Here is a 23586-nt window from a genome sequence, read left to right as displayed (position 1 = left end):
ACGGAATCGCAGACGATCTCGGCCACCGAGTTACACCACTTTATGGGGCACTACTGTCCGCGCTACACCGCCACCTTCACCCTTGCCGCCATCGACGGCTGGCTAACCTGACGTTCGCAGCAGTCCCTAGGTGGTCACACCCGCGTAGAGTCCGTCCCACGCCTGCCTGCGTTCCGATCGGGCTTGCTCGTGAGGTGCCATCCGTCGCAGTACTGACAGTGGTACGAGCGATCTACCCGGAGGGTGCAGGTCTGCCCCTGCAGCTCAGCTCGACCACGTAGCCGCCGCGCCACCGTCAGTGCCTGGGTGGCGTCGTTACGCTGGTTGTACCTGACCTTTGCCACCTGCGGACAGCTGGGAAACCGCCCCTTCGGTGCTCCCCGCCGCCGTCGCGTCTGCCGAGCCATGACGCTGCTCCCTCCCGTGTGTCTGTCTTCCTGACGGGCCTCAGTTTTCGCGACAGAGTCCCCTGGGGCACCTCCCGCTCGGGAGGTGACCCAGATCGCTCATTCCTCCTCGTGACCGGTGGCGGTCCGGGACCGGCAGGGGCCATTCCCGTCGGCGAGACCAGGCGATTCGTTCGACAGGGCATTCGACAACAAGGCCCCAGCGACAGGGCCCGCGTCCCTCCCCCCGGACTTGTCGTCACCGGGGGACCCTTCGACCCGGACCGCGACGACGAATCGGGGAGCATCTACTGGGGCAAAGGCGACGATCGTCGCGTCATAGGCATTGTCCGGCCCCTGGGCGGTGCCCGTCTTGGCCCCGGCCCCCCCAGGCACGTGCGCCATCCCGTCCACTCGCCCCTCAGCGACCGACCTGACCATGGCCGACCGTAGCTGTGCCCCGACGTCCGGCGGGAGTGGATTCATCGACCGGCTGGCGGGCATGTCCTCGAATACCTCTCCGTGACACCGTCCGCGCAGGATTCTCGGGTCGGCAACCTCCGCTCCTCCGGCGACGTGCGCACCAAGGACGGCAAGTGCCAGCGGCGTCGCCCGAACCCCTTGCTGTCCGAACCCACTTCGAGCCACCGCATCAGGATCCAGGGCGCCCGGCCCCAGCGTGATCGGCTCCGTCGTGAGATTCCCGGAGCGATCAGGTACCGAGCTCACGCGGGATGCCATCTCCCTGAGAGCGAGTTCTCCCGTCCGGATCGCGATCTCGGCGAACGCAGTGTTCGCCGAGGCCGAGAGCGCACTCTCCATTGATCCCCCACCAAGCGTGCCGTCGGCGTTGCGGATCACCTGATGACCGCCAGGAGCCTGGTAGCCCGTCGACATCGGGGTGTCGGTGGGAACTCCGGCCTCCAGGGCCGCCGCCGCCGTCACCACCTTGAAAACCGATCCCGGGGCGGTCGCGTGAGTCTGGAATGCAGGGCCGTTCAAAGTGCGCGGGTCGACCTCGCCGCGGACGGCTTCAGACGCCTGCCCGGCGAGAGCGGCCTCGATCGCCCGCGCAGGATCCACTGCGGACGTGCTGTACGCAGCGAGAACACCACCGGAGACGAGGTCGAGGAGTACTGCATCCCCGACCTGCCCCTCAAGCAGGTCCCGCGCCTGAGTCTGAGCCCCACTGCTCAACGACGTCACGAGCCCGGGCGGAGCACAGTGCTTGCCAATGGCAGACTGCCACCACGTGTTCTCGCAGCTCATGAGGCCCCGGTACCGTTCTTCGACGCCGCGCCCGGCTCCGACGGCGGTGAAGCCCACGACATCGCCGAAGAGAGAGCCCTGGGGATAGTCACGCCCGTCACCTGCGGCGTTTGTCCTGGCGAGGACGGTCCCGTCGAAGGCGACCACAGCGCCCCGCCGCAGGGCCCAGTCCTTGGGAATGTTGGAGCCGGGTTCCACCCGAGGCTGTACTCCGGACACGACGACCAGGACCGCCACGCCGAGAAGCGCGGCGGCAGCCTCCATCCGCGGAGCCCGGAAATGCGTCGCCGGGTTCGGATCCCGAGTCACGGTCCCACTACCGCCAAGGCTGAGGACTACTGCGATGGTCGCCCATAAGCCGACCATTCCGGACATGCCTGTGCTCAGGAACGGCACCACCATGCCGGTCAGCGGCACATATCCGAGCGTGGCCGCGAAGGTCCACACGACCTGTGTCAGCACGAGAAGGGTCAGCGCCGTGGCCACGCTGCGAGCAACATCACCGTGACATTGGTCAACGGCGCGCCACAATGCCCGGATGATGACGGCGAAGAGCGCCAAGAGCACGACGAGGAAGAGCACTCCACGGGAGTGTCCGATAGCGGTCAGGACGAAATCGGACTCCTGTGCGAAGAACACTGTGGGACTCGCATCCGCGTCGACGCCGACGCCGAGCAGGCCGCCCTCGGCGATCGAAGCGAGACCACGACCGAGGTTCGTGACGTTGCCCTCACTCGTGATCGGAAAGAGCATGTCGCGGATTCGTCCACGGAAGGTGGTCGACACCAGTGAGCCGACCCCGAAGAGCACAACGATCGCGAGCGCCGAGGCGACCTTCACCAGCCTCGAGGTTCGGACCGCGAAGAGGAGGAAGACCGTCGTGAGGGAGATGAAGAGCAGGGGTCCGAGGTCGGCGTTGACGACGAACATGACGGCGGCGAAAGCGAGAAAGCCTGCGACCTTCGCCAGAGCGCGCGCCCCACTGCGCGCGTGCCGCCGCAGCGCGCTGGACTCCTGCGCGACGACGATCGCGACGATCGCGACGATGAGCGGACGCACGAACTCACCCGGCTGAACAACCAGGCCGAGCAGCCTCAGGTTCACATTCACCTGCCCTCCCCCTGCCACGTCGACCGGCGCGGAGAAGGGTGGCACTCGCGTCAAGGCCAATGACACGGCTGCGAAGACGGTCAGGGCGATCAGCCCGGAGACCGGAAATGCCTCGACCAATCCCCGTCCTCGGGCGGCACGCACGACCAACGCAACCACGACGAATCCGGCCAGGCCCAGTAATCCGCCGAAGGCGAATTCCGAGCCCTCCCCGCCGGCCTCCTGGAACGTTGCGACACCCACGGCGGTCAGCAGTGTGGCTGCCGTCACCGCAGGAACGGCGAACCGGGAACCGGTCGCCAGTCGCGCACACACAGCAGAGGCGGGGACGGCCGCCGCGGCGAGCAGTGCCCAAGTCCAGGTCTGGGTGTGGCTCAAGCCAAGGGCACTCATCGTGGTCCCGACGAGCACCGCGGCAGCGAGCGCGGCGAGCACTGTCGCGGAATCGATTCGACCTCGATCATCCATGAAGACTCCGTTCCCGGTGCTGATAGTGGCCTGACCTGGGTTCCCGTGGCTCCACCGGCCTATGAGGAAACAACGCGGAGCTCAACCTCGCCCAGGCCGATGGTTCCCCCCGGTGCAACCACGTCGCGAAGCATCAACGGCACGCCATCGACGAACACCGCCTCTTCGGAGGACTCGGAGAGCACCTGCACCAGCCCACCGTCGAGAGGCAGCAGGCGAACATGTCGTGGAGCCAGCCGCACATCGCGCAGGCGAATCGCACAGCCCTCCGCCGAGCCGACGGTGGCCGGGCCTGACACGGCGAACCGGCCGAGCGGCTTTCCGGAGCTGTCCCTGGCATCGAGGTGGACGAGTGGGGCCGACCCCCGCGTCGACCGGTCAGGGTCTCCAGTCGGCTCCGCGGAACGCTTCCCGACTGCCTGGTACAGCCCCACCGCCGACGCCGCGAGTGTGCTCAACACCGCCAGCTCAGCGATCATGAGTGGCCCCGAGCCGTCTGGTCGTGGCAGATGACCTCGATCACGGTGTCTGGGCCGAGGGAAACTGTGATTTCGTCTCCGACCCGAGCGAGGAAGGACTTCACGGCGAAGCCGTTCACCCAGGTCCCATTTGTCGACGGAGCACCCTCCGGGCTACCGTCCTCGATCTGCAGATCGAGCTCCGTGGCGTACACGCTGGCATGAACACCGGACACGTAAGGGTCGTCGAGTACGACGTCGTTGTCCCCGTCTGCACCGAGGTGGTACCAGCGGTCAGTGTAGAGCTGCACAGTCTTGCCGTCGGCGATGCTGAGGACCCACGGGGACGCCACCGGCACGTTCTCGATTCGTTCAGCACCGCTGTCGGACTCGACCTGCTCAAGGTTGATTCCGAGAGGCTCCGCGACACTTGTTCCCGGCCTGAGCATGTCCAAGGGGTTGTCGAACCTGACTCCGATGGAGACCGGTTCCGTCTGACCCTGATCGAGCACCAGGCGAACCCGCACCGCGGCGTGAGGCCAGCCGTTGAAACGGGCGCGATCGGCGGCACCGCGTGCGATCGCCGACTCGATCTCTTCCCGGTACCGGCCGACCGCCTGAAACTGTTCGGTGTTGACGGAGACGGTCAGCTGGTCGGGCATGTCCTTGAGCCCATCCGGGCGGACGATGGCACTCTTCTCGAGCGTGCGCACCGCCTTCTCGATCAACGTCGCGGAGCCGAGGGGTCGCAACAGGCCCGACCTCACGAGTCCGAGCCGCGACCACGACCGCACCGAGGCCCCCACGTTGTGCGACGTGTGGGCCTTCCTGGATGCAGATCCACGACGGGAACGCAACGACTTCAAACTTTGCCGAATCGTCCTGAACAGAATCGCGACGACGACAACGACCGCGACGACCATCCAGACCACATCAGGACTCATGAGGGACCTTCCGACGGAGTTCTTCTGACGCTGTCAGCGTGAACCACGGTCGGACTCGTGTGAACTCCCGAGCGGGAGCATCCCCGATAGTCGAGATATCCGGAACCGGTCGAACAGCGCCTCACGAACCGGCAGCTGACGAAGGTGCTTTCAAGTGGGCCACACAACGCGACGGCCTCGTCGGAGGACCTCGGCTGCTCAAACGCATCTGACGGCGGCTCGCCGCCGCCCGGCGACCGTCGAGGTGAGCCCACAGCTCTTCGCTGGCTCCCCGGAGAGCAGTCGTGAAGTTCGATAGGTTTCCCATTCACGACGATCGGAACCGCGCCGAACCCGGCCTAGGCACCTTGCCCCTGAGCCAGCACCCACGCTCCGACGACACCCGGCCTCGCGGAACGGCCCGAGCATGACGCCCGGCGTCTCCAGGTAGTCGGGCATCCTACGCAGCTCGCCCCCGACAACGTCGAGATCCTGTCCGCCCGCGTGCGCGATGCCGCTGGACAGGACGATGGAACGGAGTTGGAACACCTGACTCGCCCGGACAAGGAAGTTCCCCAGTCGGTCGCCGTACTGTCTCCAACCGTCGGCCTCACCCCGCTCGGCGATGAGGACGTCGAGCCTCCGGGTTGCCAGCGCCCGCCACATCTCCCGGTGCTCCGCGCCGGTGTCGAGGCGCCATTCGCCGAGATCCCGGTTCTCGCCGGAGCAGGGCGCGAGGAGCTGGCCTCCACTGTCCGTCATGCCGCTCCGCACGGACGTCCCGAGCGCCACCGCGAGTGCCCGTGGGGAACCAGTTGGTAACCCCGAGGGCCGTCGCGTGGACGGTGCCGTCGTTCACCACGACCACCGGGCACCACAGTGCCTCGGACAACTCGGCTCCGAGCGGCCCCTCCGGCCACCGACACCCCCACCGCGGACGGTCGACCCACCACCCCGCGCACGGTGGTGACGAGGCGCCCCGCTCGCGGAAGGCGATTGCTTCAAGTGAGAGATCCGCAGCCTCCCGCCCGGTGGCGATCCGTCTCGAGCTTCCACCCACGTCCACCACGACCACCCTCAGGAACTCACCCCTACCCCAACAACCCCCGCAGGTCCTCCGCCGTGAGTGCGGTGGAGAAGTGCTCGCCGTCGTCGAGGACGGAGGAGAAGAGCTCGGCCTTGCGCCGCTGGAGTTCCACGACGCGCTCCTCGATGGTGTCGCGGGCGACCATCCGGTAGACCATCACGGGCCGGGTCTGGCCGATGCGGTGGGCACGGTCGACGGCCTGGGCCTCCGTGGCGGGGTTCCACCAGGGGTCCAGCAGGAAGACGTAGTCGGCGCCGACGAGGTTGAGGCCGACGCCGCCTGCCTTGAGGCTGAGGCAGAACACCTGCGCGCCGCCCTCGGTGAACTCGCCGACGGCGCCGGCGCGGTCGATCGTGCCCCCGTCGAGGTGGGCCACGGTGATCCCCTCGTCGCGCAGCCGCTCCACGACGGTGTCGAGGTAGGTGGTGAACTGGCTGAACACCAGCGCACGATGCCCCTCCGCCACGACCTCCTTGAGGGACGAGATCAGCTCGTCGGTCTTGGCGGAGGAGATGCTCTCATGCGCGGGGTCGACGATCGCGGGGTCCAGGCACAGTCGGCGCAACACGGTGAGCCCGGCGAGGATCGTGATGCGGTTGGCGTCGAAGTCGTCGAGGAGCTTGAGCAGCGCCGCCCGCTGGCGCGCGAGCTCGCGCTCGTACACCCGCCGGTGCGCGGCCGAGAGTTCCACCTCCACCACGGCGTCGGTCCGCGGCGGAAGCTCGCCGGCGACGATTTCCTTGCGGCGGCGCAGCAGGAACGGCCGCAGGCGCCGCCGGAGCCTGCGAAGCGCCTCGGCGTCGCCGTGTTTCTCGATGGGCGCGCGGTAGAGGGTGCGGAACTCGCGGGCGTCGGGCAGGACCCCGCGGCAGGCGAGCGCGGACACGGCCCACAGCTCGGTGAGGTTGTTCTCCATGGGGGTTCCGGTGACAGCGAGGAGGAACTCGGCCCGCAACCCGGCCAGGGCGGCGAAAAGCTTGGACGCCGGGTTCTTGGCCTGCTGGGCCTCGTCGAGGATCACGCCGGCCCACCGCACTCCGGCGTACGCCTCGGCGTCGAGCCGCAGGACGGCCGCGGAGGTCACCACGATGTCGTGGGCGGCCGCGTCCTCGGCCACGGTGGTGCCGGCCTTGGCCTCGGTGACCGGCCTCCTCGACACCCGTAACGACGGCACGAAGCGCCGAGCCTCGGACTCCCAGTTGGGGACGACAGACGACGGCGCCACCACGAGGAATGGCCCGGGCGCGGCGGCACCCTCGGAAGCGCCGCCTGCACGAACACCGGCACCGTCGCCACCGGCCGTCTCGTGCACGTGCGCTATCAGTGCGAGCGACTGGAGGGTCTTGCCGAGCCCCATGTCGTCGGCCAGGATCCCGCCGACCCGGTGCCGCCACAACAGTGCCAGCCAGTCGAGCCCCTCCTTCTGGTACGGCCGCAGCTCGGCCCGGAGCGCGGCCGGCACGGGGACGGGCGCGGGGGTGTCCGAGGCCAGGTCGAGCAGCGCGCGGGCCCGACCGGTGGGTGGGGCGAGGTCGTCGGCCAGCGCGGCGAGGTCGGCGAGCATCCCCGACTGGCCGAGGCCCACGCGGAACTCGCCGTCGTCGTCCGGCAGCGTCCCCAGCCGCTCGACGGTGGCCTGCAGCGCCTCCTCCAGCAGCTCCCGGAGCTCGCCGAAGCGCTCGAGGTCCACCGTCACCAGGACGCCGTCGGTGGTGAGGAACTCCTCCTGACCCCTGACCACCGCCCGGAAGAGCTCCGCGAACGGCACGGGCCTGTCCTCGACGGTCACCGTGACTGACAGCCCGAGCCAATCGATCCCGGACCGTTCCTCGTCCTCGGCCGCCACGTGCACGCGAGGCCCCTCGGTGGCGCGCCGGACCTCCGCGACGCCCTCGAGCACGTCCACTCGGACGCCCTCCATCGCCCGGAGTTCGGGGACGCCGTCGACGAGTAACAGCGCAGCCTCGAGTCCGTCGATCCGCACCGGCGCGGACGACAGGGCCCACGCCCACTCCGACCTCTCGACCCGCTCGAGCGCCGCGGCGAGGTCCGGCTCGATTTCTGTAGAGGCGAACTCGTCAAGACCGAAGCGCTGCTCGACCTCCGAACCGTCGGACAGCCTCAGCACCACGACGCGGTGCCACTCGGCCAACAGATCCGGCCCGGGCTCGGAGTCCCCGCGCCCGTCGGCGCCACCCCGGAACGGCCGGATCGTGAGGCCCAGCTCCACCCGGTCGAACCGGGGCAACTCCAGCCGGCCGACGCGGTCCACCACGGGGACCGTCTCGGCGAGCTGTGGCAGGTACCCGCCACAGAACTCGGGCACCTCCGCCTCCGGCACGGTGATCTCGCGCCACGCGCGTAGGCCGCGGACCACGTCGGGGTCCATCCGCCCGACCGGGCTGAGCTCCAGTACGCGCCCGATCACCACGGCCGCGAGGTCCCCGTTCTGCCCCACCAGTGCACCCTGTGCGGGAGGGTCGGCCTCGTCGTCGACCCCCCGTTCCCCGTCCTCGTCCGCGATCACCTCGGCGGCTGCGGTGACCACCACCTCCCGCCCGTCGGGGCTCCACGCGGTAAGTCCGGCGCGGCGCGGCGCGCCGGGCCGGACCTCGGTCAGAGTGTCGCCGGGAACGATCTCGATCTCCGCCTCCGCGGCGGCGGCGAAAAGTGGCCAGAGGGCGGGCACCTCGGCGTCGCACAGGTCGAGCCACACGCGGGCCTGTCGGCGGCTCCGGGCCAGGGCGTCGACTGCGCGCAGCCAGCCGACCTGCGCCGGGGAGAGGTCGCCGGCGTAGCCGTAGCGCAGGCGGTCCCATTCCAGGCCCGCGGACTTCCACCGACCGCCGCGGGCGGGGACGACGATCCGCGCGCGCAGCCGGTTCCCCAGGCCGGGCCGGAGTCCGCCGGACCAGCCGTCGCGCACCTCGTCGTCGGCCACCACGGTGAGCTGCAGTCCCACGACCGGGGACTCCCGACGCGCGCGGCGGGCGGTGAGCGCGTGCACCGCGTCCTCCGCCACCCGGCGCCAGTCCGGCGGCGCGTCGTGGGCCGCGGCGGTGTCGACGAGCAACATCACCGCTGCGGCGTGCTTGCAGCGCATCCGCACGGGGCACGTGCACGCGGAGAACGTCGGCCGCGAGGCTCCGTCCGACTCCGGGATCGAGAGGGTGACGGTGGTCGAGTACCACTCGTTCCCGCTGCCCTCGACCCTCGCGGTGAGGCGCCTGGCCTCCGGGTCCAGTGCGAGGTCCCGCACCTTGCCGGGACGAACGTACGGCCGCGCGCGCCCCAGCGCCGCTGAACCCACGAACGCCTCGATCTCGGGCTCGGGGATCCACGTTCGTCTGGACACGGGGACACCGTAGGCGACCGGTCGGACATCGCGGCGCCCGAGCCGCCGACCAGGCATGTCGGTCACTGCGGGCGCTCGGGGCGCTCGGGGAGCTTCCACTTGGCCGGGAGGTCCGGATCGCCCAGGAGGGCGAGCGGGCCGAGCGCCCGGAGGAGAAGACCGAGCTCCTCCCCGATCTCCGCCTCGGAGTCGGCGTAGAGGGGGAAGGGCCCGCTGCCGACCATCGCCCAGCGTGCGACCCGTTCGGTGTGACGAAGTCTGGTGGCGTCGCGGCCGACGCGCTGTAGACGCCGATTGAGCTCTCGGCGCTCCCGGTCGGTGAGAGCGTCCCTCTGGTCCATCGTGTGGTTCCTCTCTGCAGTGCTGCATCGCCGCGACAGGCGACGACGCCCTCCCTGCGGACACACGAGTGCCCGGAGGAGGCGTCAGAGTGAAACTCCGGTAGAGCTACCGGGACGAATGAAGCTACCCGAGGAGGAGGCGCCGCACAAGGGCCGTGAAGGACTTAGCAGCTGTCGTACCCCGGCGCTACGGTGTGGACTCCACCCGCCACCAGGAGGAACCATGTCCGACCACGCCCACGCCCCCATCCGCCACGGCGAGATCCTCCTGATGCCCTGCGGGGAGCCGGACGCGGCCTCCGTCACGGCGGTCGAGCGCGACTCCGCGCCCGTCGTCGGTCACTCCGAGACCGGGCACCACCACGTGCTCGAGTGCCCCGTCCCGGTCGAGGTGATCCATGCCGACGGCACCTACGTCCGCCTGTCCGAGCCCGGCACCCTGGTCCAGCTCAAGGAGACCGACCGTCACCGCGACCTGCCCGTCCCCGCGGGCCTGTACTCGGTCCTCACCAAGTCCCAGTACGACCCCTTCGCCGGCGAGCGCCGCGCCGTGATCGACTGACGTGTCCGGGACCGATGACACCCCCCGGTTCGGCGCGGGCCTCCACACGGGCTCCGACACGGTCTCCGAGTCGGCCGTTTTCGCCCGGGCCCTGGATACGCTGCGCGAGTCGGGGATGCTGACTCACGACGAGACGCCCCTCCCCGGCCCGGTCTCGTACCGGGATGACATGCCGGACGGGTGGGCGGACCCACCGCGCCGGGTGATCGAGCGGACGGACGCCCTCGACTTCTCCGACGTGCACTGGGACGAGGGGGCGGTGATCGCCCGCGTCCGGGAGATCGCAGCGCTCGCCAAGATCCCCTGCGCCGAGGTCCGCGTCGTGCCCTCCCCCGCCGCGATGGGCGAGCTCGCGGACGCCCCGGGGTACCTGCACGCCTCCGCGGGGCCGGACCTCGCGCTCTCCCCGTGGAACCCCCACTTCGGTCGGCTCACCCGAGTCCTGAACGTGGACCGGTGGGCGGACGCTTTCGAGCGCGCGACCCCCGTCGGCGTCCGCGAGTCCCCGCGGCAGCGGTACGGCCGGGGCCTGCTGGTCCGTGCCGACGCGGACACGTTCCTCGGTGTGGCCGCGGAGGGACGAGAAGCCTCCCGCTTCTCCGTGTGCACCCTCGTGATCGGTTACGTGGGGATGATGTTCGAGTTCGGCGCGCCCATCTCGTCCGCGGACTGGTCACCCCACCGCGAGACCGGCGAGGAGTTCGGTGTCGAACTCCGCCTCGGCGAGGCGCTCACGGACGCGTTCTGCGCGGGGTTGGGATACCTGGCCCCGGCCGGTGAGGACATCCTGGTCTGCCGCCGACCCGCGGTCCGGTTCCTGGACCAGCCGGACGAGTTCGGCGCGACAACGCTCTTCCACCACGAGTCGGGACCGGCGATCGAGTTCACGGACGGCACGGGACTGCACTTCCTCGGCGGCGGCGAACTCGCCGAGTGGTTCTTCTCGGCCGTGGTGGAAGGCGCCCTCACCATGAGGTATGTCCGTCAGATCCGGCAGCCGGACCTCCGGCTCGCCGCCTACTCGGCCATGCCCCCGGCCGCGCGGCTCGACGGGCTCCGGACCGACCTGGTCGACGTGGGGACCAAGGGCACACGCCTCCACCTGATCCACGACCATCCCGACCTCGACGGCCCCACCTGGTTCATGGTGATGACCGACCCGTCGACGGGACGCGAGTACGGCGAGTTCGTGCCGCCCGAGATCGGCGAACTCCGCTCGGCGGACGCCGCGCAGGCCGCGGCGTGGGGGATCAGTGAGTCGGACTACCGCCGGATGAGCCTGGAGGGGTGACGACGATGTCGCCCTTCTCCTCGACGCCGCCCGGCGAGTCCGACGCCGGTGGTGCCGACCAGGCCGCCGGACCGATCTCGCTCTCGGATGCCCTCGACAGCCTGCGCTTGTCCGTCGCCCTGCTCTCCGGACCGCCGGAGTCCCCCGGCCCCACGCGCGACCCGAATCCGCGCGACCTGACCGGGCTGGCCGACCTGTCCGTCCTGCCCGAGTCGTTCCCCAACGACGTCCTCGACCGCACCGACTCGGCGGGGCTGACGGACGTGGAGTGGGACGTGCCCCGCGTGCGGGAGCTCGTCGGCCGGATCGCGGAGATCGCCCGGATCCCCTGTTCCGAGATCCGAGAGGTCGGAAGCCCACACGAGCTCGACGACACCCCTGATCCCGACGAGCAGGGCGATCCGTGGGTGCGCTACTCGCCGCTGCGAGACCGGTGGGGTCGTCACTTCGGCGCGCTCACCGATCCGTGGGGTCAGCGCTACGGGTGGCAGGCCCTCGAGTTCGATCCGCCCCTCGACACCGCGGGGTCCGACTCCGAGCCCGATGCCGCTCCCGATACCGCGCCGCGGCGAGGCCTGACCCTGTGGGCGACCGCGGAGGCGGAGCGCGAGGGCCCGAGGTCGGCGCCGATAGAGCCGATCGCGCGGTGTTCGGTCGGGCGCCTCGTCCTCGGGTGGGTGGGATTCATGGTCGAGCACGGCGCGCGCGGCGACGCCCCGCACTGGCGTCCCTCCGAGGACGTGCGTCGGGAATTCGCCGTCGAACTCCGGGTCGGCCCGTTGCTCGTCGAGGCGTTCTGCGCGGGACTGGGCTACCTGTGTCCGGTCGAGGGCTCGATCGAGATCTCCCGGCGTCCCGCGGTCCGCTTCCGGGACCGGAGGCTCCTCGACATCGGGTTCCCGAAATACCACCACGAGTCCGGCCCCGCGATCGAGTTCGCCGACGGTTCCGGAGAGGACTTCCTGGCCGGGATCCCGGTCGACGCGTGGCTACGGCAGGCGCTCGTCGACGGCGCTCTCACCCTGCGCCACGTGCGGGGACTCGGGAGCCCAGCCCTGCGGAGGGCGGCCTATACCGTCATGCCGCCGCGCGCACTGATGGACGGGGTCGACGCCCAGCAGATCGACGTGGACCGGACGGGCGCACGCCTCTATCTCCTGCGGGACCTGCCCGACCATGACGGGCCGGTTCGATACCTCGTGACGACCGACCGGTCCACGGGCCGCGAGCAGGGAGAGTTCGTGCCGCCACCGGAGGAGTGACCGCCCGGACGTGTCACGGGCCAGTGGCTCAGGTCGCGGCCGGCATACCGGGGGCAGGCTCCGCGGCGCTGGTCTGGAACACCCGCTCGACGGCCAGCACGATCAGCACCACGACGATGCCGGCGGCCACGGCGGCCAGGACCGTCGGCCAGTCATCGCCGGGGGCGAGCACGTCGGCCCCCTCGGTCTGCCACGGCCACAGCGCGCGCAGTGACCCCAGCATGAGTCCGGCCATGGCCACCAGCGTGGGCTTGCGGAAGTCCTCGAGCAGGCGGTCGAGAACCTTGACGAACAGGGAGATCCCGACGAGCGCGCCCAGGGCGAACACGCCGAGGTAGGCGACGTCCCGGTCGTCCACTGCGCCGAGGGTCGGGGCGTAGAGCCCCATCGCCAGCAGCAGGTAGGAGCCCGACACCCCGGGCAGCACCAGGGCGCAGATCGCCACCGCAGCAGCGACGAACACCAACAGGTAGGAGGGGTCGCTGATCGACCCGCTCGGCAGTCCCGATAAGACGAACGCGAACGCGGCACCGGCGAGGAAGATCAGCCCCAGCACCCAGCCGCGGCCGCCCGGCGTGGCGCGCGCCATCCCCAGCGGCACGGCGATACTGGCGGCGACCATGCCGAGGAACAACCCCCGGGCGATCTCGGGACTGCCCTCGACGAACCCCTTCATCACGCCGGCCATGGTGAAGACCATCGCGAGCATGCCCACCGCCAGCGGCAGCAGCAGCCACCAGTCGACGTGCCGGAACGCCGCGCGGGTACGGGCCCGACGCTCGGGGCCGAGGGCTGCCGAGCGTAGACCGTCCACGACGTGCGCCCCGGAGTCCAGCAGGCGCGGATAGACGCCGGTCACCAGCGCCACCGTGCCGCCCGAGACGCCGGGGACGAGCTCGGCCATCCCGATGAGCGCGCCGCGGACGGCGTTGCCGACCATCCCCAGCGGTCCGGGCCGGCCCGGCACCGGGGTGCGTGGATCGAGATCGGCATCGGCCACCGGGTCGTGATGCACCGACTCGGAGGAGGCGGCGGGCGCGGAACGGGGGAGCTCGGCAGACATCCCTCCACCATCCCCGAGATCGGCCCCCGCGACCACTCGCCACCCGATTCGCGCCGCCGACTGTGACCAACCCGTCACCGGCCTCGCGACTAGACTCGATCACCGGAGCCGACACCGCGCGGGTCGGTACGCGGGGCCGCGCCGGCGTCGACCGCCGGACCGGAAGGGGGGCGCGCACCATGCCGATGCAGTACCCGCCACTGTCCGACGGCACCTACCGCTACGGCGATCCGCCCCGTCCCCTGCCCTCCCCGATCCCCGGGCCGGACCCCACCGGCCCCGCCGGCGCGCCCGGCCCACCCCCTCCCCCCGGCGGACCCTGCGACGGCCCACCTCCCGCGGCCGCCCCCGGGGAGAAACGCCCGGGCGGCACCGGGGTGGCGGCGGCGATCGTCGGGGGGCTGGCCCTCGTCGTCGTCGTGGTCCTGGGCCTGGCCCTGTTCGGCCCCGGCTCCGAACCCGACCGCGGCCACGACCCCGGACGCGCCTCCGACCCACTGCCGCCCCCCGCGGCACCCCCCGCCGAGCGCGCACCAGGGGCCACGTTCAGCGTGGAGGGTCGCTTCACCGTGGCGACCTCACCCGGGGAGCCGGTCTCCGGGGACGGCACCGGCTGCGACCTGCCCGTCTCCCTCTCCGACCTGGGTGAGGGCACACGCATCACCCTGTCCGAGGGCCCCTACGACGCCATCGGCAGCACACTGCTCGCCTACGACGGCGGCGACCTGTCCTCCTGCACCTTCACGTTCGGCTTCGAGGACGTCCCCTCCGGCGCCTCCTTCTACGTGGTCGAGATCCCCGGCCGGGGGCAGTTGACGTACACGGAGGACGAGCTGAGAGCGGGCGTGGACATCACCCTCGGCAGGTGATGCCCGGGCGTGGATAGGCTGACGGGAAGGGCGACGACGACGAGACGAGAGGCGCGCGTGGTGGACAGCAGCTCCGGACCGGATAACGCCGACGACCCGTTCGGCAGGTCGGAGGTGGAGGACCTGGTCCGGGACATCGATCTGGATCCGTTCCTCGGTCGGCGCGTCGACCCGTTGGCGGAGCCGCTCGCCCATCCGGTGCCTGTCGGGACCGGGACGCCGCCCCTGCTGGCGCTGCGCGACCTCCTCGCCGACCCGCGCTTCCCCGACCTGTTCGCCCGCGCCCTGCGCGCGGCCGACCCCGACTTCCGCGAGCTGTTCCCCCGCGACGCCACCGGCGTGCTGGCCGAGTTCGTCCGCGCCATGACGTGGGCCCTCGAGACCACCGAGGCCTCACGCGGTGACACCGCCGCAACGGACGAGGTGGTGGAGTTCGCCCGCCACCTCGGCGCCGACCACCGCAAGCTCGAGCTGGCCCCCCGCCATCACCAGCGCTTCGGCGAGGCGCTGGCCCACACCCTGCGCCACCTCGCCGGGCGCGGCTGGGACGACCGGCTCGCCACCACTCTCGACACCACCTACCGGGTGCTGTCGACCGCGCTACAGCAGGGTGAGGCCGCGGGTCACGGGCCAGCCCGGGTGGGTGCGACCGTGGTGGAGGTGCTGCGGCCCACCCGCGACGGGGGGGGGGTGCGGCTGATCTCGGACGTGATGATCGACTACCACCCCGGGCAGTACCTCAGCGTCCTCACCCCGTACTCCCCCGGCGTGTGGCGTCGGCTGAGCCCGTCGATCCCCGCCAACCCCGCGGGCCAGATCGAGTTCCACGTGCGCGACGTGCCCGGCGGCGCGCTCAGCGGCTCCCTCGTCCGTGGTGTGGGCGCGGGCGACCGGTGGGTCCTGGCGCGACCCCTCGGGCTGCTCGAGGTGGACCGCACCGAGCCGTTCCGCGACGTCCTCATGGTGGCGGGCGGCACCGGGATCGCACCGCTGCGCTGCCTCCTCATGGACATGATGCGGCACGGCTTCAACCCGCGGGTCCACCTGTTCTACGGGGCCCGGTTCCCCGGCGACCTCTACGACCTGCCGACGCTGGTCGACCTGGCCGCCACCGCCCCGTGGCTCACCATCCAGCCGGTCTCCGAGGAGGACACCGACCCCTGGTGGGCCGGACCCCGCCAGGGGCTGCCCCGCACCCTGCACCGCCGGCAGACCGGGACGCTGGTCGAGGCCGTGACCCGCTGGGGCTCGTGGGCCGACCGGCAGGTGCTCGTCGCCGGCTCCCCCGACATGATCCGGGCCACCGTCCGCGGGATGGTCGCCGCCGGAACCCCGCGCGAGAACATCAGCTTCGACAGGCCCTGAGCGGGTCAGAGGGCCCCGTCGCCGTTCCCGCCGCCGACCCGGTCCCCGTCCTCGTCGCCGTCCCGGTCCCCGTCATCGTCCCCCTCCCCGGGCGCAGGGTCCTGCCCGGCCGGGACGGTGGTGACGGTCTCCTCCGATGAGGTCGTGGTCGGGTCGGCGCTCGTCGGGCTCGAGGTGGAGGTCGAGCTGCTGGTGGTGGGTCGCCCACACGGCTGGAACACCCGACGGAACCGATCCGGGACCCCCAGCTGCTCGAGCTGCTCGCGGCACACGTCGGACGTCGGCTCGGCGAGGAAAACCCAGGTGTCGTCGCGCCAGGAGAGCAGCTCCAGCTCCCCGCCCTCGCGGCTGACCAGCAGGAAGCGCCCGTCGCACTCCCGGACCGACGTGCCCTCGCCCACCTCGTCGGCCACGAAGCCCGGGGAGCAGCGCTCGGCCAGACCGGGTGGGCCGGTCGTGGTGGGCGTCGTGGGGCTCGGAGTGGTCGGGCGCGGGGTCGAAGTCGGGGTGGAGGTGGTGGTCGTGGGCGCGGCCACGGGCTCGCGGCTGTCACCGCCGGACGAGACGAGCCACACGATCAGCCCGGCCACCAGCGCGATCGCCAGCAGCACGGCGACGATCACCCACGGCGTCGAATCAGGGGCCCTGCCGTCCCCACCGCGGTCGTCCCAGCCGCCGCCGTCCCATCCGCCGCCACCCGGGGGCGGGACGTCACCCGGCGGCGGGGCATAGCCGGACTGTGGCACCGGGCCGGACTGTGGGCCCGGTTCCGGGGCGGTCGCGGCCCCGGCGTCGGTCCACGCCCGGGTCGGGTCCTCGCCCTCCGGGTACTGCGACCACGCGGTCCCGCCACCTGCGGCCTCGACGGGCGGCAGGTGCTCGGTGGCCGGGTCCGCCGGGGGCATCTGCTCGGTGGGCGGGTTCACAGCCGGTGTGGGTTCGGTGGGCGCGTCATCGCCCCGGGGCCCGTCCCCCGGATCCGCGGGCCCGTCGCCTCCGCGGGACCCGCCCGGCCCGGTCACCGCCCACCCTCCGCTGCCGGGTCCTCGGTCACCCTGCCGTTGGCGAGCACCGGGATCGTCCGGCGGGTGTCGGTCACCTCGTCGTCGTCGATCTCGAACACCACCAGCCCCGCACCGGGGCCCGCCTCGGCGCGCACGGTCCCGTCCGGCCCCACCAGCATGGAATGGCCGACGCCGGTCGGGGCGCCGGGCTTGACGTCCACGCCCTCGACCTGCGGATCGGCCTGGCCCACCGCGACCAGGAAAGTGGTGGAGTCCAGAGCCCGGGCGCGGGCGAGGAGCCGCCACTGGTCCACCTTGCCGGGTCCCGACCCCCACGACGCCGCGCACAACGTCACCCGCGCGCCGGCCGCGGCGAGGGCGCGGTACTGGCCGGGGAACCGGATGTCGTAGCAGACGCTCAGCCCCACGCCGACGCCGTCGACCGTCACCACACACGTGGAGTCGCCGGGCTCCACGGTGTCGGACTCGGCGAACCCGAACGCGTCGAACAGGTGGATCTTGTCGTACCCCAGGTGCAGGTCTCCGCCTCCGTCCCCGGCGTCCCCCGTCACCAGCAGGGTGTTACGTACGCGCCCCCCGTCACCGGGGGTGAACATGCCGACGACGACGACGACGCCGTGCTCCCGCGCCACCTCGGCCACCCGGCTCGCCCACGGGCCGTCGAGGGGCTCGGCGATCTCGTCCAGTCGGCCGGCCCCGAACGCCCGCATCGTGGCCTCGGGGAACACCACGATCCGGGCCCCCTGCGCGGCGGCCCCGGCCACCGACTCGCGGACCAGCTGCAGGTTGGCGGCGGGATCGCGCCCGGACAGGATCTGGGCGGCGGCGATGCGCACGGCGTCCTCCTCTGTTGCGTGGGTTCGGTGTCGCGGGCCCGGTCTTGCTGGACTCGGTGTTGCAGGCTCGGCCTTGCCGGGCTGCGTCCCGTCGACGCTACCCGCGCCGGGCGGCCCGCACCGCTCGCGCCAGCCGGCCCGCGCGCTCCCACAGCACCCACGCGAGCAGACCCACGACGATCGAGGCGGCGAACGAGGCCCAGACGTGACCGGCGTCGCGGATCGGCGGGTAGACCAGGAAATGGGTGAGGTAGATGAACAACGACGCGGCGGCGAGCGGGGTGAGGACGCGGACCACCGGGCGGGGCAGCCGGACCGCCGGCACCCAGATCAGGGCGAGCAGGCCGGCCACGATCACCGCCTCGCGGCCCGGGTCCCCGAACCAGCCGGGAACACAGGCCAGGGCCACCGCCGACGTCGCCAGCCGGGTCCACACGGTGTGGCTGCGCGCGATCGCCCAGCCCAGGCCGAACAACCACAGCACGGCCGGCGCCGAGTACCAGACCTGCGGGCCACCCCCGAGGTCGATCACCGTGAACCGCACCAGCAGGCCCGCGGCGACCAGCGCGGCGGGCAGGACGAGGGGCAGCCGCCGATCGAGGCGGCTCACCGCGGGGACGGCCATGAGGGCGGCCACCGCCAGCAGCGCGTAGACCACCGCCTCGATGAACCACATCTGCCAGGGGTTCCACCAGCGGTCGGCCCACCACGACCTGGGGCCGAAGACATTGGTGGCCAACAGCGGTGAATACCAGTGGTAGCGGCTGGTCAGCGGGGTCACGATGAGCAACCACAGCACGGCGGGCAGGGCGATCCGCCCCGCCGTGCGCGCGATCCCGAGCGCACGGTCCCGGGCACTTTGGGAGTGCAGCCGGAACCGGGCCAGCGAGTACCCGGTGAGCGCCACCAGGACGTGGGCGCCGCCGATGATCGTGAGCGCCCGGGTGTGCGTGCCGACGATGGTGAGGATGAACAGCGCCCGCAGCACGATCGACGTGTCGACCCGCGCCCATGCCCGCCACGGCGCCCACCACCGGGACGGGGCCCTGGTCACCGTCGCGGCCAGGTGGTCCAGCTCGGCGAGCGGCCGCAGGTGCCAGTCGTCCGGCAGGCCGGGGGCGGTCTCGGCGAGGCGGGTGGAGAGCACGACGTAGGTGAGCGAGTCGCCCCCGAGGTCCACGAAGGTCGCCTCCGGTCCGGCGGCGGCGAGCTGGTCGGGGCTGAGCCCGAGCGCGTGCGCGACCATCACGGACGGCCTTGTCGCCGGGGCTCCGGCCCTGACACCCGCGCTGTCGCCCGCCCCGGCACCCGACAGGCCCGCCGCGCGATCCCGGCCCGCGACAAGCTGCCGGATCGCGGCGTGGTCGATCTTGCCCGCGGGTGTGCGGGGCGGCTCGTCCACGAGGAGCACCTCGACGGCCGACGGCGGGAGCCCCGACGCCCGGGCGGCCGCGGCGACCAGGGCCGCCGGGCCGCCGTCGTCACCGGACTCCCGGGTGACCGCCACGAGTCGGTCGGGTTCGCCCACACACCATGCCTCGATCCCGTGCCCGTCGGCGAGCAGGGCCTCGACGCGGCCGAGGTCGATCCGGTGGCCGAAGATCTTGGTCTCGCGGCCCATGCGGCCCACGATCTCCACCAGGCCGTCGTGGGCGATCCGCGCGAGGTCGCCGGTCCGGAGCTCGGTGAGCTCGTGGCCGCGGGCGAGGTCGGCGGAGGTGCGCGCGTACCCCATCATCACGTTGGGGCCGGAGTAGACGAGCTCGCCGGGGGCGTCGGGATCGGTGTGACCGGCGGGGTCGGTGGATCCGTCGGGGCCGTCGGCGGGGACCGGGTCCACGCGGAAGGACCCTCCGGGAACGGCGACGCCGATCGCCCCGGCACGGCTGCGCGCGAGGTGGGCGGGCAGGTACCCCATGCGGGCGGTGGCCTCGGTCTGGCCGTACATCACCACGAGCTCGGCGCCCCGCGACTCGAGGCGCTCGGCGAGCGTGCGCACCTTCTCCGGTGCCAGGCGACCGCCGGCCTGGGTGAGGTAGCGCAGCCGCGGCAGGTGGTCCAGCCGGTCGAGCCCGACCCGTTCGAGCAGCTCGACCGTGTGCGGGACCGCAGCGAAGGTCGTCACACCGTGGGCACCCGCCCGCTCCCAGAACTCCGGGGTCGAGACCGAGGCCTCGTTGAGGACGACCGAGGCGCCCACGAGCAGATGACTGTGCAGGACCGAGAGTCCGTAGCAGTAGTACGGCGGGAGGGTGGTGATCGCGCGGTCCGACGGCGCGATGCGCAGGTACTCCGCGATCTGCCCGGCGTTGGCCAGCACCGCGTCCCGTGACTGCCGGACCAGCTTGGGCGAGCCCGTCGACCCCGAGGTGCTGAGCAGCAGCGCGAGGTCGGGGTGCAGCTCGTGCCCCGGCGGCGTGCGGTGGGCCGCCGGAGGAACCACCTCGCCGCCGCCCAGGACCAGGTCCGGGGCCCACGCCTCCACGAGGGCCCGGGGCGCGGGGCTCCCCGGTGGCAGCAGCAGCACCACGTGACCCGCCTCGAGGGCGGCCAGGTAGTCGACGAGGAACGCGAGCGTGTTGGCGGCCCTCAGTGCGAGCAGCCTCCGGCCGGTGGTGACAGGCGGGAGCTCGGCGCTCCGGTCCGCCACGCGACGGGCCAGGTCGGCGTAGGTGAGGGCCTCGTCGTCGTCGATGATCGCCACCGCCCGGCCCCGCTCGGCGAACGCGGACACCAACCCGAGCGGCGCCCGGGAGGTACCCACCTGCGAGATCGTCATCCGGACACTGTATGAGGGTAGGCAACCCTTGGGCAATCCGTTGGATGGCCCGGGCAGTAGCGGGGAGTCGGCGTCAGCGCCGGTCGTCGCGCTCGTGGCGCGGACGCCAGACCACCACGGAGGTCGAGCGGGGCACGTGGACCAGCTCCCCGCCTGCCCTGCGGCGCGCCGCAGCACCCGCGCGCAGCTCCGCGAGCTCCTCCCTCAGCTCACGGACCCGCGACTGCAGGGCGTCGACCTGGTTGGTCAACTCGATGATCCGCTTGATGCCGGCGAGGTTGACGCCCTCGTCCTGACTGAGCCGCTGCACCTCGCGGAGCATGGCCACGTCCCGCAGGGAGTACCGCCGGCCGCCGCCGCTGGTCCGTTCGGGAGTGACGATCCCCAGCCGGTCATAGGTGCGCAGCGTCTGCGCGTGGAGCCCGGACAGCTCGGCCGCCACGGAGATCACCAGGACGCTGTCGTCGGGGCCGAGGTCCCCGACCTCCCGCCGGGGGCTCACGCCGACCCGGCCCAGCCCGACCGTGGATCGAAGCCGGCCGCACGCAGCGCCTCGTCGTACGCCGCGAGCTCGGCCTCGGCCATCCCGGCGGGGGGCGTGGCCACCCGGAGGGTCACCTTGAGGTCCCCGGTCCCGGACTTGCGGGCGATCCCCCGGCCACGGACCCGCAGGATCTGACCGTCCCGCGACCCGGCCGGGACCTTGACGGTCACCCGCCCGGTGAGCGTCGGCACCGACACCTGCGACCCGCGGACGAGCTCCGGGTAGGACACCGGGAGATCCACGAGCAGGTCGGCGCCGTCGCGATCGAACACGGCGTCCTTCTGCACCGTGACGGTCACGTAGAGGTCGCCCGACGGAGCTCCGCGGAATCCGGCCTCCCCCTGACCCGACAGGCGGATCCGCTGGCCGTCCTGCACCCCGGCCGGGACCTTCACGTTGATGGTGCGGGCCCGGTCGGTGACCCCGCTCCCCCCGCAGTCACCACACGGGTCGTCGATCTTCGAGCCGGTGCCGCCACAGTCGGTGCACGGTTCGGCGAACCCGAAGGCCCCCTGGGTGCGCTGGGTGACACCCGCGCCGTGGCAGGTCCCGCACACCTTTGGGCTGGTCCCGGGACGGGCGCCGCTGCCGTGGCAGGTCAGGCACGGCGACGCCGACGAGAGCTTGATCTGCACCGTCTCACCGAGGGCGGCCTCGCGGAACGACAGCGTCAGCGCGGTCTCGACGTCCTGCCCGCCCCGTGGCCGCTGGGCCCGGGCCCGGGCTCCGCCACCACCCGCAGCGCCCCCGCGACCCTGGTTGAACAGTCCGCCGAAGAGGTCGGAGAAGCCTCCGGCACCACCGGCTCCCCCGGCGCCGCCGAAGAGGTCGCCGATGTCGAAATCGCCGCCGGTGGTGGTGTACCGGCCGCCGCCGGGCGGCGCGAAGCCGCCGAACCCGCCCGACGAGACCTGGGCACGGAACTCGTCGTACTCCTTGCGCTTGGCGGGGTCGCCGATGACGCTATTGGCCTCGCCGACCCGCTTGAACTTCTCCTCGGCGGCCTTGTTCCCCGGGTTCTTGTCCGGGTGGTTGTCGCTCGCGAGCTTGCGGTACGCCTTGCGGATCTCGTCCTGGGTGGCGGACTTGGAGACGCCCAGCTCGGCGTAGTAGTCCTTCTCGACCCATTCCCGTGAACTCACCAGACGCCTCCTTTCTTCTCGTTGTCAGTGCCTACCGGTGTGCAGTTGACCTTGTTGCTACGAGGTCAACTGCACACCGGTGTAACTAGCGGACGCTGACCATCGCCGTCCGCAGGGTCCGCTCCCCGTGGCGGTACCCCTTGCGCAGGATCGCGCCGAGCACGGGCTCGGAGCCGTCCGACTCGTCCTGCACGGCCTCGTGCACGGTCGGGTCGAAGGCGTCGCCCTCCTCGCCGAAAGCCTCGACACCCTGGGACGTCAGGAGCGCGTGGACCTTGTCGGCGAAGACCTTGAGCGGCCCCTCCTCGAGGTCCCCGTGCGCCCGCGCCCGATCGAGGTCGTCGACGATCGACAGGAGCTCGGTGAGGACCGACCCCTTGGCGGTGTCGATGATCACCTGGCGGTCCCGCTCCACACGGCGGCGGTAGTTGGCGAACTCCGCCGACACCCGCTGGAGATCCGCGGTGCGCTCGTCGAGTTGCTTCTGCAACTCGGCGGTCGCGTCGGTCGCGGCAGGGTCCGTCGTCTCCTCGCCGGGCGGCTGCTCGACGCCGTCGTCGGCGGCCGTGCCGTCGTTGACGACCTCGCCCTCGACCGCGTCGGCTGTCGCCGAGCGCGCGTCCATCGCCTCGGCGGCCGCCACGTCCGCGGCGTCACCGCCGGCCCAGGCGGCCTTATCGGACTCCGGACCGTCCGCGTGTGGTGTTGTCACTGGAACTCACCCCTGGCTGTCTCGTCGTCTGCGGTCGTCTCCTCGATCTCCTCGACCCCGACGCCGGCGGACTCGTCCGCCACGGCGGCCGCCTCCGGGGCGACGGGGGCGTCCTCGGCCCACGCCGCCTCGAAGGCCTCCTCGTCTGTGGCCTCGGGCGCCCCGGGGTCGGGGGTCCCGTCGGGGCGGGTCACTTGGAGTCGCCCTTCGACTCGTCCTCGTCCACGACCTCGGCGTCCACGACGTCGTCGTCAGCGGATCCGGCGGACCCACCCTCGGCTCCGGCCTGGGCGCCCTCGGCCGCGGAGGCCTCGTAGATGGCCTGCCCGACGGCCTGGGCCTCGGTGTTGATCTTCTCCACCGCGGCCTTGATGGCGTCGACGTCGGTGCCCTCGAGCGCGGTCTTGGCCTCGGCGATCGCGGTCTCGATGGACTCGAACCGGTCGGCGGAGACCTTGCCGGCGTCCTTGTTCTCCGAGACGAACTTCTCCGTCTGGTAGATGGTGGACTCGGCCTGGTTGCGGGCGTCGGCCTCCTCGCGGCGCTTGTGGTCCTCCTCGGCGTGGGCCTCGGCGTCCTTGATCATCTGGTCGATCTCCTCCTTGGACAGGCCGGAGCCGTCCTGGATGATGATCGTGTTCTCCTTGCCGGTGCCCTTGTCCTTGGCGGTGACGTGGACGATGCCGTTGGCGTCGATGTCGAAGGTGACCTCGATCTGCGGCACGCCGCGCGGGGCCGG

The 23586-nt window shown here is 71.8% G+C and carries 20 protein-coding genes; 5 read left to right on the top strand and 15 right to left on the bottom strand.

The features are described from left to right. Positions 1–506 precede the first annotated feature (506 nt). The 6 genes from Q0444_RS14520 to Q0444_RS14495 form a co-directional block, all read right to left on the bottom strand. On the bottom strand, positions 507–3233 hold the full coding sequence (locus tag Q0444_RS14520) for a penicillin-binding transpeptidase domain-containing protein (protein ID WP_291079766.1): 2727 nt from the start codon (positions 3231–3233) through the stop codon (positions 507–509). Between the two features lie 59 nt (positions 3234–3292). Continuing rightward, entirely contained in the window at positions 3293–3712 is a 420-nt protein-coding gene (locus tag Q0444_RS14515; protein ID WP_291079768.1) for an FHA domain-containing protein, read from the bottom strand. Beyond that, positions 3709–4635, bottom strand: a complete 927-nt coding sequence (locus Q0444_RS14510; RefSeq protein WP_291079770.1) for an FHA domain-containing protein — start codon at positions 4633–4635, stop codon at positions 3709–3711. Before Q0444_RS14510 ends, Q0444_RS14515 begins: the two co-directional genes overlap by 4 nt. Positions 4636–4833: 198 nt before the next feature. Continuing rightward, entirely contained in the window at positions 4834–5376 is a 543-nt protein-coding gene (locus Q0444_RS14505) for a hypothetical protein (RefSeq protein WP_291079772.1), read from the bottom strand. 329 nt (positions 5377–5705) lie between these two features. After that, entirely contained in the window at positions 5706–9056 is a 3351-nt protein-coding gene (locus Q0444_RS14500) for a DEAD/DEAH box helicase (RefSeq protein ID WP_299023643.1), read from the bottom strand. A gap of 62 nt (positions 9057–9118) precedes the next feature. After that, the gene (locus tag Q0444_RS14495; RefSeq protein WP_268098755.1) at positions 9119–9397 is read right to left on the bottom strand and encodes a hypothetical protein; all 279 of its coding nucleotides are present in this window, start codon (positions 9395–9397) and stop codon (positions 9119–9121) included. Positions 9398–9620: 223 nt separating this feature from the next. On the opposite strand from Q0444_RS14495, the gene Q0444_RS14490 reads away from it, so the two are divergent. The 3 genes from Q0444_RS14490 to Q0444_RS14480 are packed head-to-tail and all read left to right on the top strand — an operon-like array spanning position 9621 to position 12512. After that, complete coding sequence (locus Q0444_RS14490; protein WP_268098756.1) at positions 9621–9959, top strand: hypothetical protein; 339 nt, start codon at positions 9621–9623, stop codon at positions 9957–9959. A 1-nt stretch (position 9960) separates the two neighbouring features. Further along, positions 9961–11250 carry a hypothetical protein gene (locus Q0444_RS14485; protein WP_291079776.1) on the top strand — a complete coding sequence of 430 codons (1290 nt, stop codon included), beginning with the start codon at positions 9961–9963 and terminating at the stop codon, positions 11248–11250. Then, positions 11247–12512 (top strand): hypothetical protein, encoded by a 1266-nt coding sequence (locus tag Q0444_RS14480; RefSeq protein WP_291079778.1) that lies wholly within the window; start codon positions 11247–11249, stop codon positions 12510–12512. The genes Q0444_RS14485 and Q0444_RS14480 overlap by 4 nt, the downstream gene beginning before the upstream one ends. A gap of 28 nt (positions 12513–12540) precedes the next feature. On the opposite strand, the gene Q0444_RS14475 is transcribed toward Q0444_RS14480, so the two are convergent. Next, positions 12541–13575: a DUF368 domain-containing protein gene (locus Q0444_RS14475; protein ID WP_291079780.1), complete on the bottom strand. Its 1035-nt coding sequence runs from the start codon at positions 13573–13575 to the stop codon at positions 12541–12543. Between the two features lie 179 nt (positions 13576–13754). On the opposite strand from Q0444_RS14475, the gene Q0444_RS14470 reads away from it, so the two are divergent. Next, positions 13755–14444 (top strand): hypothetical protein, encoded by a 690-nt coding sequence (locus tag Q0444_RS14470; RefSeq protein ID WP_299023635.1) that lies wholly within the window; start codon positions 13755–13757, stop codon positions 14442–14444. 57 nt (positions 14445–14501) lie between these two features. After that, the gene (locus tag Q0444_RS14465; RefSeq protein WP_299023633.1) at positions 14502–15809 is read left to right on the top strand and encodes an FAD-binding oxidoreductase; all 1308 of its coding nucleotides are present in this window, start codon (positions 14502–14504) and stop codon (positions 15807–15809) included. Between the two features lie 5 nt (positions 15810–15814). Here Q0444_RS14465 and Q0444_RS14460 read toward each other — a convergent pair whose 3' ends face one another. From Q0444_RS14460 to Q0444_RS14425, 8 genes are all read right to left on the bottom strand, one after another. Then, entirely contained in the window at positions 15815–16735 is a 921-nt protein-coding gene (locus Q0444_RS14460) for a hypothetical protein (RefSeq protein WP_299023631.1), read from the bottom strand. Positions 16736–16827: 92 nt separating this feature from the next. Next, positions 16828–17670 (bottom strand): carbon-nitrogen hydrolase family protein, encoded by an 843-nt coding sequence (locus Q0444_RS14455; protein WP_299023629.1) that lies wholly within the window; start codon positions 17668–17670, stop codon positions 16828–16830. Between the two features lie 97 nt (positions 17671–17767). After that, positions 17768–20449 carry an AMP-binding protein gene (locus tag Q0444_RS14450; protein ID WP_291080147.1) on the bottom strand — a complete coding sequence of 894 codons (2682 nt, stop codon included), beginning with the start codon at positions 20447–20449 and terminating at the stop codon, positions 17768–17770. A 73-nt stretch (positions 20450–20522) separates the two neighbouring features. After that, positions 20523–20951: a heat shock protein transcriptional repressor HspR gene (locus tag Q0444_RS14445; protein WP_291080148.1), complete on the bottom strand. Its 429-nt coding sequence runs from the start codon at positions 20949–20951 to the stop codon at positions 20523–20525. Next, complete coding sequence (dnaJ, locus tag Q0444_RS14440; RefSeq protein WP_291080150.1) at positions 20948–22135, bottom strand: molecular chaperone DnaJ; 1188 nt, start codon at positions 22133–22135, stop codon at positions 20948–20950. The genes Q0444_RS14445 and dnaJ overlap by 4 nt, the downstream gene beginning before the upstream one ends. An 85-nt stretch (positions 22136–22220) precedes the next feature. Beyond that, positions 22221–22847, bottom strand: a complete 627-nt coding sequence (gene grpE / locus Q0444_RS14435; RefSeq protein ID WP_291080152.1) for a nucleotide exchange factor GrpE — start codon at positions 22845–22847, stop codon at positions 22221–22223. After that, positions 22844–23041 carry a hypothetical protein gene (locus tag Q0444_RS14430; protein ID WP_291080154.1) on the bottom strand — a complete coding sequence of 66 codons (198 nt, stop codon included), beginning with the start codon at positions 23039–23041 and terminating at the stop codon, positions 22844–22846. Before Q0444_RS14430 ends, grpE begins: the two co-directional genes overlap by 4 nt. Next, positions 23038–23586 (bottom strand): Hsp70 family protein (locus Q0444_RS14425; protein WP_299023624.1); only part of this gene is annotated, 549 nt, incomplete at its 5' end. The genes Q0444_RS14430 and Q0444_RS14425, both read right to left, overlap by 4 nt.

It is taken from the genome of uncultured Dietzia sp. (genome assembly GCF_937873725.1).
GTDB lineage: Bacteria > Actinomycetota > Actinomycetes > Mycobacteriales > Mycobacteriaceae > Dietzia.
This window is presented reverse-complemented; position numbering and strand designations above follow the sequence as displayed.

Bases quoted from the DNA above. Each gene is read 5' to 3' on its own strand.
- Q0444_RS14520 (WP_291079766.1), bottom strand. From the start codon at position 3,233: ATGGATGATCGAGGTCGAATCGATTCCGCGACAGTGCTCGCCGCGCTC.
- Q0444_RS14515 (WP_291079768.1), bottom strand. From the start codon at position 3,712: ATGATCGCTGAGCTGGCGGTGTTGAGCACACTCGCGGCGTCGGCGGTG.
- Q0444_RS14510 (WP_291079770.1), bottom strand. From the start codon at position 4,635: ATGAGTCCTGATGTGGTCTGGATGGTCGTCGCGGTCGTTGTCGTCGTC.
- Q0444_RS14505 (WP_291079772.1), bottom strand. From the start codon at position 5,376: ATGACGGACAGTGGAGGCCAGCTCCTCGCGCCCTGCTCCGGCGAGAAC.
- Q0444_RS14495 (WP_268098755.1), bottom strand. From the start codon at position 9,397: ATGGACCAGAGGGACGCTCTCACCGACCGGGAGCGCCGAGAGCTCAAT.
- Q0444_RS14490 (WP_268098756.1), top strand. From the start codon at position 9,621: ATGTCCGACCACGCCCACGCCCCCATCCGCCACGGCGAGATCCTCCTG.
- Q0444_RS14475 (WP_291079780.1), bottom strand. From the start codon at position 13,575: ATGTCTGCCGAGCTCCCCCGTTCCGCGCCCGCCGCCTCCTCCGAGTCG.
- Q0444_RS14470 (WP_299023635.1), top strand. From the start codon at position 13,755: ATGCCGATGCAGTACCCGCCACTGTCCGACGGCACCTACCGCTACGGC.
- Q0444_RS14450 (WP_291080147.1), bottom strand. From the start codon at position 20,449: ATGACGATCTCGCAGGTGGGTACCTCCCGGGCGCCGCTCGGGTTGGTG.